The sequence below is a fragment of the Salmonella sp. SAL04214 genome, from assembly GCF_046550615.1.
Lineage (GTDB): Bacteria > Pseudomonadota > Gammaproteobacteria > Enterobacterales > Enterobacteriaceae > Salmonella > Salmonella enterica.
Map to the genome: position 1 here is coordinate 85,381 of NZ_JBGDXT010000007.1, position 13,079 is coordinate 98,459.

The following is a 13,079-nucleotide window of genomic DNA, read 5'->3' on the forward strand; positions in this document are numbered from 1 at the left end:
TGTAGAGGCCGTGACGGTCAGATGACAACACTATAACGGGCAGGGTATGCTTATTTCCGCATTTTCTGACAGGTTAACAGTATGAGTAAGCCACCGCTTTTCTTCATTATAATCATCGCATTAATCGTAGTTGCCGCGTCGTTTCGCTTCGTTCAGCAACGGCGGGAAAAAGCCGCTAATGAGGCGGCGCCGTTACAGCAAAAGCTGGTCGTGGTTAGCAATAAACGGGAGAAGCCGGTTAACGACCGACGCTCTCGCCAGCAGGAAGTGAGCCCGGCGGGAACCAGTATGCGCTATGAGGTCAGTTTTAAGCCGCTCAATGGCGGTCTGGAAAAAACGTTCCGTTTACAAGCGCAGCAGTACCACGCTTTGACGGTGGGCGATCAAGGTACGCTGAGCTATAAGGGAACGCGGTTCGTCGGGTTTGTTAGCCGTACCCCGGATAACGAATAAACCGTCATCCGGCAGCAAACGTTATTTTTTGTTCTTAAACTTCTTCTGCCAGACCAGCAGCTCAAACACGCCGAACAGGAAAATGCGGATTTTCTCTCCCGTCGTCATCTGCGGACCCTCTTTCGGTATCGTTGATTTCAGCAGCGCCAGTTGCATACCGTGCATCAGCGCCATGAACACCAACGCCACGTTGACGAAGATATTGAGCGGGCGCGGGAAGGGATGCACCAGATTAAGAATCAAAAATGCCCACACGAAGAGCATTAATAAGCGGCCCAGATTAATCAACATCATTTTCTCCTTGCGCGTCGCGCTGATACAGACGATAAGCGACCTGTCCGGCCACCTTTTCTCGATACAATGCCCAGTTCGCCGGAACGGGCGGCAGACCGTTTTCCACCTCGCTTTCTACATAAATTAGCGCGTCGTCGGCCAGCCATCCCTGGGTTTCCAGCAATTGTAACGTCTCTTCCAGCAGCCCTTTACGAAACGGCGGGTCGACAAAGACGACGTGATGCGGCGTTCCCGGCTGGCTGAGGAAGGCCAGAGTATTGGTATTGACGACGCGAGCATTGTTGGCTTTCAGCGTCGCCAGATTTTTTTGCAACTGCTGCGATACGGCGCGATCCATTTCCAGTAACGTTGCCTGGGCCGCATAACGTGATAGCGCTTCCAGACCCAGCGCGCCGCTGCCGGCAAAGCAATCCAGACAATGGGCGTCTACCATTACCGGAGCCAGCCAGTTAAATAACGTTTCGCGCACGCGATCGGTGGTGGGACGCAGACCCGGGCTGTCCGGAACCGGTAATTTACGGCCACGCCATTGCCCGCCAATAATGCGGATTTGGCCGCTGCCAGAGTGAGTCGGTTTTTTCATTTCTCTTGCTCGAACCGCCTGTTGCAAGTTATTCCAGGCGGTGATGTGAATTAAGTTAAGTGATAGACTATTTCATCATTTTTTTAGCTTCCATGTATATAGCGCCGCGAGGGGTGTAGTCGCAGATGGCAAAACAGAAAAAACGTGGCTTCTTTTCCTGGTTGGGCTTCGGTGATAAAGAGCAGAAGCAGGAACAGACCGAAGAACAGCAGATTGTTGAGGAACAACGACCGGTTGAGCCCCCTGTTGAAACGGCGGCAGACGTAGACGCGCAAACGCCCGCGCACAGCAAAGCAGAAACAGAAGCCTTTGCGGAAGAGGTGGTGGACGTTACTGAGAAAGTTCAGGAGAGCGAAAAACCGCAGCCGGTAGAGCCGGAGCCCGCGGCGGCCATTGAGACGGCAGCGCCGCAGATCGCAGTGGAACGCGAGGAATTGCCGCTGCCGGAAGAGGTCAAAGACGAGGCTATCTCGCCGGAAGAGTGGCAGGCCGAAGCGGAAACCGTAGAGGTCATTGCCGCGGTAGAAGAAGAGGGCGAAAACGCGGCGAAATTCACCGACGAAGAGCTGGAAGCGCAGGCGCTGGCCGCTCAGGCGGCGGAAGAGGCGGTGATGGTTGTTCCGCCGGCGGAAGAAGACGCGCCGGTGGAAGCGATCGTTCAGGAGCAGGAAAAACCGACTAAAGAAGGTTTCTTTGCCCGCCTGAAACGCAGTCTGCTGAAAACCAAAGAAAATCTCGGTTCCGGATTTATCAGTCTGTTCCGCGGCAAGAAAATCGACGATGATTTGTTCGAGGAGCTGGAAGAGCAGTTGCTCATCGCTGATGTCGGGGTAGAAACCACGCGTAAGATTATCGCTAATCTGACGGAAGGCGCCAGCCGCAAACAGCTTAAAGATGCCGAGGCGCTGTATGGTCTGTTGAAAGACGAGATGGGCGAGATTCTGGCGAAGGTAGACGAACCGCTTAATATTGAAGGTAAAACGCCTTTTGTTATTCTGATGGTTGGCGTGAACGGCGTGGGTAAAACCACCACTATCGGTAAACTGGCGCGCCAGTTTGAGCAGCAGGGTAAATCAGTGATGCTGGCGGCGGGGGATACTTTCCGCGCGGCGGCGGTCGAACAGCTACAGGTCTGGGGACAGCGTAACAACATTCCGGTTATCGCCCAGCATACCGGCGCGGACTCCGCCTCGGTGATTTTTGACGCTATCCAGGCCGCGAAGGCGCGTAATGTGGATGTGTTAATTGCCGATACGGCAGGGCGTCTGCAGAACAAGTCGCACCTGATGGAAGAGCTGAAAAAAATCGTTCGCGTCATGAAAAAGCTGGACGAAGAAGCGCCACATGAAGTTATGCTGACCATTGACGCCAGCACCGGACAGAACGCGGTAAGCCAGGCCAAACTGTTCCATGAAGCGGTAGGCTTAACCGGTATTACCCTGACCAAGCTGGACGGTACGGCGAAAGGCGGGGTGATTTTCTCGGTAGCTGACCAGTTTGGCATTCCTATCCGTTACATTGGCGTGGGCGAACGTATCGAGGATTTGCGTCCGTTTAAGGCGGACGATTTTATTGAGGCACTTTTTGCCCGAGAGGATTAACAATGATTCGCTTTGAACATGTCAGCAAGGCCTATCTCGGCGGGAGACAAGCGCTGCAGGGAGTGACATTCCATATGCGGCCAGGCGAGATGGCGTTTCTGACCGGCCACTCCGGCGCGGGTAAAAGTACCCTGCTGAAGCTAATCTGTGGGATTGAGCGGCCCAGCGCCGGCAAAATCTTCTTCAGCGGGCATGATATTACGCGTCTGAAAAACCGCGAAGTGCCGTTTTTGCGCCGCCAGATTGGGATGATTTTCCAGGATCACCATCTGCTGATGGATCGCACGGTCTATGACAATGTGGCGATACCGTTAATCATTGCCGGCGCCAGCGGCGATGATATCCGTCGTCGTGTGTCGGCGGCGCTGGATAAGGTTGGACTACTGGACAAAGCGAGAAACTTCCCGATTCAACTCTCCGGAGGCGAACAACAGCGCGTGGGCATCGCCCGCGCGGTGGTCAATAAGCCAGCGGTATTGCTGGCGGATGAACCGACCGGGAACCTGGACGACGCGTTGTCGGAAGGGATTTTACGTCTGTTTGAAGAGTTTAACCGCGTAGGGGTGACGGTACTGATGGCGACGCACGATATTGGACTTATCTCCCGTCGTTCCTATAGGCAGCTCGTCCTGAGCGATGGACATCTGCATGGAGGCCTGGCCAATGAATAGGCGCGACGCGATTAACCAAATCAGGCAGTTCGGCGGACGGCTGGATCGACTGCGTAAGTCTCGCGGCGGAACAGGCGGCGGGCGCAACGCGCCAGGACGCCAGAAGCCGACGCCGAAACCAAACTCACGTAAAACAAATGTCTTTAATGAACAGGTGCGCTATGCCTGGCACGGCGCGCTGCAAGATCTGAAAAGCAAACCGCTGGCGACGTTTCTGACGGTGATGGTGATCGCCATCTCCCTGACGCTGCCCAGCGTCTGTTACATGGTCTATAAGAACGTCAACCAGGCGGCGACTCAGTATTATCCGTCGCCGCAGATCACCGTTTATCTGCAAAAAACGCTGGATGATGATGCGGCGGCGCGGGTCGTTGGGCAGCTTCAGGCCGAGCAGGGCGTTGAGAAGGTCAACTACCTGTCCCGTGAGGACGCGCTGGGAGAATTCCGCAACTGGTCGGGTTTTGGCGGCGCGCTGGACATGCTGGAAGAGAACCCGCTGCCGGCGGTGGCGGTGGTGATCCCCAAACTGGACTTCCAGAGTACCGCCTCGCTTAATACGCTGCGCGACCGTATCTCGCAGATTAACGGCATTGACGAAGTCCGCATGGATGATAGCTGGTTTGCGCGCCTGGCGGCGCTCACCGGGCTGGTGGGCCGCGTGTCGGCGATGATTGGCGTGCTGATGGTCGCGGCGGTCTTCCTCGTTATCGGCAACAGCGTGCGCCTGAGCATTTTTGCCCGTCGCGATACCATTAACGTGCAAAAGCTGATTGGCGCGACCGATGGCTTTATTCTGCGCCCGTTCCTCTATGGCGGCGCGTTGCTCGGTTTTTCCGGCGCGTTTCTTTCACTGATATTGTCTGAAATTTTGGTGATGCGTTTATCATCGGCGGTGACTGAAGTGGCGCAGGTCTTCGGCACGAAGTTTGATCTCAATGGCTTATCGTTCGATGAGTGCCTGTTGCTGCTGCTGGTCTGTTCCATGATCGGCTGGATCGCCGCCTGGCTGGCCACGGTGCAACATTTACGTCACTTTACTCCCGATTGATAAAATCGTGGTATAATCTTTCCCTGCAATGGGCTTCCGTTCGCAGGGAAAGAGTTCCTGTTGTCTCTTCCCCGCGCGTCATCTTTATGTCACAAGATTTGTGCAAATTATGCACAGTGTTACATTGAACTTGTGGATAAAATCACTGTCTGATAAAAGAGTGGGTGATATTCTCGTTGCTCATCGGCTTTGGCACGGTTGTTGCTCGCTGACGGTGCCAGGCAATACTGATTGAGAGGATTTGAATGACCAAAGAAATGCAAAATTTAGCTTTAGCCCCTGTTGGCAACCTGGAATCTTATATCCGGGCGGCGAACGCGTGGCCGATGTTATCGGCTGACGAGGAGCGGGCATTGGCTGAAAGGCTGCATTACCAGGGCGATCTGGAAGCAGCTAAAACGCTGATCCTGTCTCACCTGCGCTTTGTTGTTCATATTGCTCGTAACTATGCGGGCTATGGTCTGCCGCAGGCGGATTTGATCCAGGAAGGCAACATCGGCCTGATGAAAGCCGTACGCCGTTTCAACCCGGAAGTAGGCGTGCGTCTGGTCTCCTTCGCCGTACACTGGATTAAAGCAGAAATTCACGAATACGTGCTGCGTAACTGGCGTATCGTTAAAGTCGCAACCACGAAAGCGCAGCGTAAGCTGTTCTTTAATCTGCGTAAAACCAAGCAGCGTCTGGGCTGGTTTAATCAGGATGAGGTTGAAATGGTGGCGCGCGAACTGGGTGTTTCCAGTAAAGACGTGCGTGAGATGGAGTCGCGTATGGCGGCGCAGGACATGACGTTTGACATGTCTTCGGACGATGAGTCCGACAGCCAGCCAATGGCGCCGGTGCTGTATCTGCAGGATAAATCGTCTAACTTTGCCGACGGCATTGAAGACGATAACTGGGAAGAGCAGGCCGCCAACCGACTGACCGATGCGATGCAGGGGCTCGACGAGCGTAGCCAGGATATTATCCGCGCTCGCTGGCTGGACGAAGACAATAAGTCTACGTTGCAGGAGCTGGCCGATCGTTACGGCGTCTCCGCTGAGCGTGTGCGCCAGCTTGAAAAGAACGCCATGAAAAAGCTTCGCGCTGCGATCGAAGCGTAATCTTCGCGAATTGCCAATGAACCCTCGAATGTGAATTCGGGGGTTTTGTTTTTTGTAGGCCGGATAAGGCGTTTACCCTGCCATCCGGCAACACGTTTGCCCGATGGCGCTTCGCTTATCGGGCCTACGGGCCCTTCCTCTCCCCCACCGACACAAATCTGTTATCTGGATGTAAATTTAGCTATTCCAAAATAATAAAAATCGGGTATGTTTTAGCAGAGTATGCTGCTAAAGCACGGGTAGCTAGCCAATAATCGAAATAAAGTGCTGAACAATAACACCACAACACACGTAACAACCAGAATAATGGGGATTATCAGGATGAATATGAAGGGTAAAACGTTATTGGCAGGATGTATCGCCCTGTCATTAAGCCATATGGCATTCGCAGAGGACATTAAAGTCGCGGTTGTCGGCGCGATGTCCGGTCCGGTGGCGCAGTATGGCGACCAGGAATTTACCGGTGCGGAGCAGGCAATTGCCGATATCAATGCGAAAGGCGGTATTAAAGGCGATAAGCTCGTCGCGGTGAAATATGACGACGCCTGTGACCCGAAACAGGCGGTAGCTGTCGCTAACAAAGTGGTGAACGACGGCATCAAGTATGTTATCGGACACTTATGCTCCTCTTCCACACAGCCAGCCTCTGATATCTACGAAGACGAAGGTATCCTGATGATAACCCCGGCGGCGACCGCGCCGGAGCTGACCGCACGCGGCTATAACCTGATTTTGCGCACCACCGGCCTGGACTCTGACCAGGGGCCAACGGCGGCAAAGTATATTCTGGAGAAGGTAAAACCGCAGCGCATCGCGATTATCCACGATAAGCAGCAGTACGGCGAAGGGCTGGCGCGCGCGGTGCAGGACGGTCTGAAGAAAGGCGGCGTTAATGTCGTATTCTTTGACGGTATCACCGCCGGCGAAAAAGATTTCTCCACTCTGGTAGCGCGCCTGAAGAAAGAGAATATCGACTTTGTCTACTACGGCGGTTATCACCCGGAAATGGGGCAGATCCTGCGCCAGTCCCGCGCCGCAGGGCTGAAAACCCAGTTTATGGGGCCGGAAGGGGTGGCGAACGTCTCGCTGTCTAACATCGCCGGAGAGTCGGCGGAAGGCTTACTGGTTACCAAACCGAAGAACTACGATCAGGTCCCGGCGAACAAACCGATTGTGGATGCCATCAAAGCCAAGAAACAAGATCCTAGCGGCGCATTCGTGTGGACCACCTACGCCGCGCTGCAATCCTTACAGGCGGGGCTGAACCACTCCGACGATCCGGCGGAAATCGCCAAATACCTGAAAGGCGCCACGGTCGACACCGTAATGGGACCGCTGTCGTGGGATGAGAAGGGCGATCTGAAAGGATTTGAGTTCGGCGTATTTGACTGGCATGCGAATGGTACGGCGACAGACGCTAAGTGAGTAACAGCCCGGTGGCGCTTTGCTTACCGGGCCTACAACGAGCACTTCGTAGGCCGGATAAGCAAAGCGCCATCCGGCTTTTTTGCGCCTGTAATCCGCCCGATGTTGAAAAAAATATCACGACGAAATACACTGTATGTACGGTGTATTACCGTACATTATCCAGGAGTCTCTTTCATGTCAGCCCTAAAAAAACAGCGTATCGATCTGCGGCTCACAGACGGCGATAAAAGCATGATTGAAGAAGCGGCCGCCATTACTAATCAATCAATCACGCAATTTATGTTGAATAGCGCAGCGGAGCGAGCCGCAGAAGTGCTTGAACAGCACCGTCGGGTTATTCTTAATGAAGCATCCTGGGCGCGAGTCATGGATGCGCTTAGTCATCCTCCCACCCCCAATGAGAAATTAAAACGCGCGGCGCAACGTCTACAAGACATGGAGTGAACCGTGGACAACCTGACAATAGAGATTCTGGCTGATAACGCAGAATACAACTGGCGGCAGTTCGACTGCGGTGAAGCATCATTAAACCTTTTTTTAACGCAGCATCTTCAGCGCCAGCATAACAACAAAATCTTGCGCGGTTATGTACTCAGAACCACTACGCCAGAACGGCGAGTGTTGGGGTATTACACCCTGTCAGGAAGCTGCTTTGAACGCGCGTCGTTGCCTTCCAGAACCCAGCAAAAGCGCATCCCTTACCAGAATATCCCCAGCGTTACGCTGGGCCGTTTAGCGGTCGATCTCTCATTACAGGGAAAAGGGTGGGGAGCCATATTGGTCACGCATGCGATGAAAGTGGTGTGGTCGGCATCACTGGCCGTTGGGATTCATGGCATCTTTGTGGAAGCGTTAAACGAAAAAGCCCAGGCCTTTTATCAGCGGCTGGGCTTTATTTCTTTATCCGGAGAAAACGAGCACGCGCTGTTTTACCCGACAAAGTCGATTGAGCAACTTTTTGGCTAGCGCTTCTCCCAGCCGTCATGCTGGGCGGTAAAACCTAACGCCTGCATAAACGCGGCCATCACGCTGCGGTCTTCAACACCGACATCTGCCATCCACCACGACGAGACGTTGGGATTATCGCGGATGACTTCTTCTACCAGGTATTGCCCGACGCCGCGGCGGCGGGTGATTTCACGCACGCGTAAGGAATCCAGCGCGCCCTGCGTTCCGCTCAGCGTCACTCTTACGGCGCCCAACAAACGCTCGTTAAACCGCGCAGCATAAATCCGGTGCGTTTCATCTACGCTTAATGAGGAGGCGGAATATTCCGGCCAGATTTTGCCCAGATCGATCTGATCCTGAGCGCTAAAGTGTTCTAAACGAAGAATGGTCAGCTTCATCGACGGCTTGTCCCGATTTCAAAAGATGCGATCAGTGTACCGAAACAGGCAGGCCAGATGCTTTCTCTTTTTTGTGTCATTTACCAGGTTATTAATTTTTTAACAACGATAATTACAGTTTGAAGCATTAGAGAATGGAAAACAGGCAGCATAATTCCCTGAATGCTAGTGAATTATTCCACTTAATATGCCGTTATTTTATGCTGACAAGCGTGCTTTTTTTTGTTTATCTATAGCGAAAAGCAGAATATTATCTTTTCTTAATAGACTGAAAAATAGAGATTTTAATCTTATTATGCTTTAAATGCTGCGCTAACTCATTAATGAGTCAGTAAAAAGCGCACCATTTATAAAAAGTACAGTCTGCTTTTTAACCAGCAAAAAACAAAACATATAACATCACGAATGGGGATACAGGCACATGAAACGGAAAGCGAAAACAATAATCGCAGGGATTGTTGCATTAGCAGTCTCGCAGGGGGCAATGGCAGATGATATTAAAGTCGCCATAGTCGGGGCGATGTCCGGCCCGGTAGCGCAATGGGGCGATATGGAATTTAACGGCGCGCGCCAGGCCATTAAAGACATCAACGCTAAAGGCGGTATTAAAGGTGATAAGCTGGTCGGCGTAGAGTACGATGATGCCTGCGATCCAAAACAGGCGGTGGCGGTGGCCAACAAAATCGTTAACGACGGTATTCAGTACGTTATTGGTCACTTGTGTTCTTCTTCTACTCAGCCAGCATCCGATATCTATGAAGATGAAGGTATTCTGATGATCTCCCCGGGGGCGACTAACCCGGAGCTGACCCAGCGCGGCTATCAGTACATTATGCGTACCGCCGGCCTGGACTCCTCCCAGGGGCCAACGGCCGCGAAATACATCCTGGAAACGGTGAAACCGCAGCGCATCGCTATCATTCACGATAAACAGCAATACGGCGAAGGACTGGCGCGCTCTGTGCAGGATGGTCTGAAGCAGGGCAATGCCAATATTGTCTTTTTTGATGGTATTACCGCCGGTGAAAAAGATTTCTCCGCCCTGATTGCTCGCTTGCAAAAAGAGAATATCGACTTTGTGTATTACGGCGGCTACTACCCGGAAATGGGGCAGATGCTGCGCCAGGCGCGGGCTAATGGCCTGAAAACGCAATTTATGGGGCCGGAAGGCGTGGGTAACGCGTCGCTGTCCAATATTGCGGGCGGTGCGGCGGAAGGCATGTTGGTGACGATGCCAAAACGTTATGACCAGGACCCGGCGAATAAAGCGATTGTCGAGGCGCTGAAAGCCGACAAGAAAGATCCCAGCGGTCCGTACGTCTGGATCACCTACGCCGCCGTCCAGTCGCTGGCGACCGCAATGACGCGTAGCGCCAGCCATGCTCCGCTGGATCTGGTGAAAGATCTTAAAGCTAACGGGGCTGATACCGTTATTGGGCCGCTGAAATGGGATGAAAAAGGCGATCTTAAGGGATTTGAATTTGGCGTCTTCCAGTGGCACGCCGACGGCTCGTCAACCGTCGCGAAGTAATGCCAGAAGATAAGTTATCCCACCGCCCGCACGCCGGGCGGGTTTAAAAAGGTTACCTTATGTCCGAGCAGTTTCTCTATTTCTTGCAGCAGATGTTTAACGGCGTCACGCTGGGGAGCACCTACGCGCTGATTGCTATCGGTTATACGATGGTGTACGGCATTATCGGCATGATCAACTTCGCTCATGGCGAGGTGTATATGATCGGCAGCTACGTCTCTTTTATGATCATCGCCGCGCTAATGATGATGGGAATAGACACCAGTTGGCTCCTGGTGGCCGCCGGATTTATCGGCGCGATTATTATTGCCAGCGCCTACGGCTGGAGTATCGAGCGAGTCGCTTACCGGCCTGTGCGCAACTCCAAGCGCCTGATCGCCCTGATTTCCGCCATCGGGATGTCCATCTTTCTGCAAAACTACGTCAGCCTGACGGAAGGTTCGCGCGACGTGGCGTTACCCAGCCTGTTTAACGGCCAGTGGATTGTGGGCAGCAGCGAAAACTTTTCCGCGTCCATCACCACCATGCAGGCGGTTATCTGGATAGTCACCTTTCTGGCTATGCTGGCGCTCACCATTTTCATTCGCTACTCCCGGATGGGCCGCGCCTGCCGCGCCTGCGCGGAGGATCTGAAAATGGCCAGCCTGCTCGGCATTAATACTGACCGCGTCATTGCGCTAACGTTTGTTATCGGCGCGGCAATGGCGGCGGTGGCGGGCGTGCTGCTCGGTCAGTTCTATGGCGTAATTAACCCCTACATCGGTTTTATGGCCGGGATGAAAGCGTTCACCGCGGCGGTGCTGGGCGGTATTGGCAGCATTCCGGGCGCGATGATCGGCGGTCTGATTTTGGGCGTCGCCGAAGCGCTCTCGTCTGCATATTTAAGTACCGAATATAAAGATGTCGTGTCGTTCGCTCTGCTGATTCTGGTACTGCTGGTGATGCCGACCGGTATCCTGGGGCGTCCGGAGGTAGAGAAAGTATGAAACCGATGCATATTGCGATGGCTCTGTTCTCTGCGGCGATGTTCTTCGTTCTGGCTGGCGTCTTCATGGGCGTACAACTGGAGCTGGACGGCACCAAACTGGTAGTGGATACCGCCGCCGACATTCGCTGGCAGTGGATCTTTATCGGTACGGCAGTGGTTTTTTTCTTTCAGTTGCTGCGTCCGATGTTCCAGAAAGCGGTGAAGCACGTCTCCGGACCGAAGTTTATTCTGCCGGCGATCGATGGCTCTACCGTTAAGCAAAAGCTGTTTCTGATGGCGCTGTTGGTTATCGCCGTGGCATGGCCGTTTATGGTGTCGCGCGGTAGCGTCGATATCGCCACCATGACCATGATTTATATCATCCTCGGTCTGGGGCTGAACGTGGTGGTGGGGCTGTCCGGCCTGCTGGTATTGGGCTACGGCGGCTTTTACGCCATCGGCGCTTATACCTTTGCGCTGCTCAACCACTATTATGGTTTGGGTTTCTGGACCTGCCTGCCGCTGGCGGGATTGGTCTCCGCCGCCGCTGGTTTCCTGCTCGGCTTCCCGGTACTGCGTCTGCGCGGCGACTATCTGGCGATTGTGACGCTCGGCTTCGGCGAAATCGTCCGTATCCTGCTGCTCAACAACACTGAAATTACCGGCGGCCCGAACGGCATCAGTCAGATCCCCAAACCGACGCTGTTTGGTCTGGAGTTTAGCCGCAACACCCGCGAAGGCGGCTGGGATACCTTCAGCAATTTCTTTGGCGTGAAGTACGACCCATCCGACCGGGTCATTTTCCTCTATCTGGTGGCCCTGTTGCTGGTGGTCCTGTCGCTGTTTGTCATTAACCGCCTGCTGCGTATGCCGCTGGGCCGGGCGTGGGAAGCGTTGCGTGAAGATGAGATCGCCTGTCGCTCATTAGGTTTAAGCCCGACGCGCATCAAGCTGACCGCTTTTACTATCAGCGCCGCGTTTGCCGGTTTCGCCGGGACGTTGTTTGCCGCCCGCCAGGGCTTTGTCAGCCCGGAATCCTTCACCTTCGCCGAATCCGCCTTCGTGCTGGCGATTGTGGTGCTGGGCGGAATGGGCTCGCAGTTTGCGGTGATCCTGGCGGCGGTTCTGTTGGTGGTGTCGCGCGAGTTGATGCGCGATTTCAACGAATACAGCATGTTGATGCTCGGCGGTTTAATGGTGTTGATGATGATCTGGCGCCCGCAGGGATTGCTGCCGATGACGCGTCCGCAGTTGAAGCTGAAAAGTGGTCAGGCGAAAGGAGAGCAGGCATGAGTCAGCCATTATTAGCGGTTAACGGCCTGATGATGCGCTTTGGCGGTTTGCTGGCGGTCAACAATGTATCGCTGGAATTGCGTGAGCGGGAAATTGTGTCGCTGATTGGCCCTAACGGCGCGGGTAAAACGACGGTGTTTAACTGCCTGACCGGTTTTTATAAGCCGACAGGCGGTACGATCACGTTGCGCGAGCGGCATCTGGAAGGATTGCCGGGCCAGCAGATCGCCCGCATGGGCGTGGTACGTACTTTCCAGCATGTGCGCCTGTTTCGTGAAATGACGGTGATTGAAAACCTGCTGGTGGCGCAGCACCAGCAACTGAAAACGGGCCTCTTTTCCGGCCTGTTGAAAACGCCCGCTTTCCGCCGCGCGCAAAGTGAAGCGCTGGACCGCGCGGCGACCTGGCTTGAGCGTATTGGCCTGCTGGAACATGCCAACCGCCAGGCCAGTAATCTGGCCTACGGCGACCAGCGTCGGCTGGAGATTGCCCGCTGCATGGTGACGCAGCCAGAAATTCTGATGCTCGACGAACCGGCGGCCGGCCTTAACCCGAAAGAGACCAAAGAGCTGGATGAGCTGATTGCCGAACTACGTAACCATCACAACACCACTATCTTGCTGATTGAACACGATATGAAGCTGGTGATGGGCATTTCCGATCGCATTTACGTGGTGAACCAGGGCACGCCGCTGGCGAACGGCACGCCGGAAGAGATCCGCAACAACCCGGACGTCATCCGCGCTTATCTGGGTGAGGCATAA

At 54.1% G+C, this 13,079-nt stretch carries 15 protein-coding genes; 12 read left to right on the forward strand and 3 right to left on the reverse strand.

The window, feature by feature from the left end; all coding sequences use genetic code 11:
* The first annotated feature begins 81 nt into the window (after nucleotides 1–81).
* Nucleotides 82–453, forward strand: a complete 372-nt coding sequence (locus tag ACLJQD_RS13525) for a DUF2500 domain-containing protein (protein WP_000042851.1) — start codon at nucleotides 82–84, stop codon at nucleotides 451–453.
* Between the two features lie 21 nt (nucleotides 454–474).
* Here the strand turns inward: ACLJQD_RS13525 and ACLJQD_RS13530 are convergent, their stop codons facing one another.
* Together ACLJQD_RS13530 and rsmD are read right to left on the reverse strand one after the other, a co-directional pair.
* A complete protein-coding gene (locus ACLJQD_RS13530) occupies nucleotides 475–744 on the reverse strand; it encodes a DUF1145 family protein (protein ID WP_000906759.1) in 270 nt (89 codons plus the stop codon).
* Entirely contained in the window at nucleotides 734–1,330 is a 597-nt protein-coding gene (rsmD, locus tag ACLJQD_RS13535) for a 16S rRNA (guanine(966)-N(2))-methyltransferase (protein WP_000743275.1), read from the reverse strand. Before rsmD ends, ACLJQD_RS13530 begins: the two co-directional genes overlap by 11 nt.
* 125 nt (nucleotides 1,331–1,455) lie before the next feature.
* Here rsmD and ftsY point away from each other — a divergent pair, with 125 nt between their 5' ends.
* From ftsY to ACLJQD_RS13570, 7 genes are all read left to right on the forward strand, one after another.
* Nucleotides 1,456–2,931, forward strand: a complete 1,476-nt coding sequence (ftsY, locus tag ACLJQD_RS13540; protein WP_001118686.1) for a signal recognition particle-docking protein FtsY — start codon at nucleotides 1,456–1,458, stop codon at nucleotides 2,929–2,931.
* Nucleotides 2,932–2,933: 2 nt separating this feature from the next.
* Nucleotides 2,934–3,602, forward strand: a complete 669-nt coding sequence (gene ftsE, locus ACLJQD_RS13545) for a cell division ATP-binding protein FtsE (protein WP_000617729.1) — start codon at nucleotides 2,934–2,936, stop codon at nucleotides 3,600–3,602.
* The gene (gene ftsX / locus ACLJQD_RS13550) at nucleotides 3,595–4,650 is read left to right on the forward strand and encodes a permease-like cell division protein FtsX (protein ID WP_001081707.1); all 1,056 of its coding nucleotides are present in this window, start codon (nucleotides 3,595–3,597) and stop codon (nucleotides 4,648–4,650) included. The genes ftsE and ftsX overlap by 8 nt, the downstream gene beginning before the upstream one ends.
* Nucleotides 4,651–4,895: 245 nt before the next feature.
* Nucleotides 4,896–5,750, forward strand: coding sequence for an RNA polymerase sigma factor RpoH (gene rpoH, locus ACLJQD_RS13555; protein ID WP_000159621.1), 855 nt, complete (start codon nucleotides 4,896–4,898; stop codon nucleotides 5,748–5,750).
* Nucleotides 5,751–6,071: 321 nt separating this feature from the next.
* On the forward strand, nucleotides 6,072–7,175 hold the full coding sequence (gene livJ / locus ACLJQD_RS13560; RefSeq protein ID WP_001528146.1) for a branched chain amino acid ABC transporter substrate-binding protein LivJ: 1,104 nt from the start codon (nucleotides 6,072–6,074) through the stop codon (nucleotides 7,173–7,175).
* 177 nt (nucleotides 7,176–7,352) lie between these two features.
* Nucleotides 7,353–7,622 carry a DUF1778 domain-containing protein gene (locus ACLJQD_RS13565; protein WP_001275017.1) on the forward strand — a complete coding sequence of 90 codons (270 nt, stop codon included), beginning with the start codon at nucleotides 7,353–7,355 and terminating at the stop codon, nucleotides 7,620–7,622.
* 3 nt (nucleotides 7,623–7,625) lie between these two features.
* A complete protein-coding gene (locus ACLJQD_RS13570; protein ID WP_000369560.1) occupies nucleotides 7,626–8,144 on the forward strand; it encodes a GNAT family N-acetyltransferase in 519 nt (172 codons plus the stop codon).
* Here ACLJQD_RS13570 and panM read toward each other — a convergent pair.
* The gene (gene panM, locus ACLJQD_RS13575; RefSeq protein ID WP_000778873.1) at nucleotides 8,141–8,524 is read right to left on the reverse strand and encodes an aspartate 1-decarboxylase autocleavage activator PanM; all 384 of its coding nucleotides are present in this window, start codon (nucleotides 8,522–8,524) and stop codon (nucleotides 8,141–8,143) included. The genes ACLJQD_RS13570 and panM overlap by 4 nt on opposite strands.
* A 421-nt stretch (nucleotides 8,525–8,945) precedes the next feature.
* Between panM and livK the strand changes: the two genes are divergently transcribed.
* Genes livK through livG form a run of 4 tightly spaced genes read left to right on the forward strand, consistent with a single transcriptional unit; the run spans nucleotide 8,946 to nucleotide 13,079 of the window.
* On the forward strand, nucleotides 8,946–10,055 hold the full coding sequence (livK, locus tag ACLJQD_RS13580; protein WP_000822976.1) for a high-affinity branched-chain amino acid ABC transporter substrate-binding protein LivK: 1,110 nt from the start codon (nucleotides 8,946–8,948) through the stop codon (nucleotides 10,053–10,055).
* Between the two features lie 59 nt (nucleotides 10,056–10,114).
* The gene (livH, locus tag ACLJQD_RS13585) at nucleotides 10,115–11,041 is read left to right on the forward strand and encodes a high-affinity branched-chain amino acid ABC transporter permease LivH (RefSeq protein ID WP_000003007.1); all 927 of its coding nucleotides are present in this window, start codon (nucleotides 10,115–10,117) and stop codon (nucleotides 11,039–11,041) included.
* Nucleotides 11,038–12,315, forward strand: coding sequence for a branched chain amino acid ABC transporter permease LivM (livM, locus tag ACLJQD_RS13590; RefSeq protein WP_000803764.1), 1,278 nt, complete (start codon nucleotides 11,038–11,040; stop codon nucleotides 12,313–12,315). The genes livH and livM overlap by 4 nt, the downstream gene beginning before the upstream one ends.
* Nucleotides 12,312–13,079 carry a high-affinity branched-chain amino acid ABC transporter ATP-binding protein LivG gene (livG, locus tag ACLJQD_RS13595; protein ID WP_000082083.1) on the forward strand — a complete coding sequence of 256 codons (768 nt, stop codon included), beginning with the start codon at nucleotides 12,312–12,314 and terminating at the stop codon, nucleotides 13,077–13,079. The genes livM and livG overlap by 4 nt, the downstream gene beginning before the upstream one ends.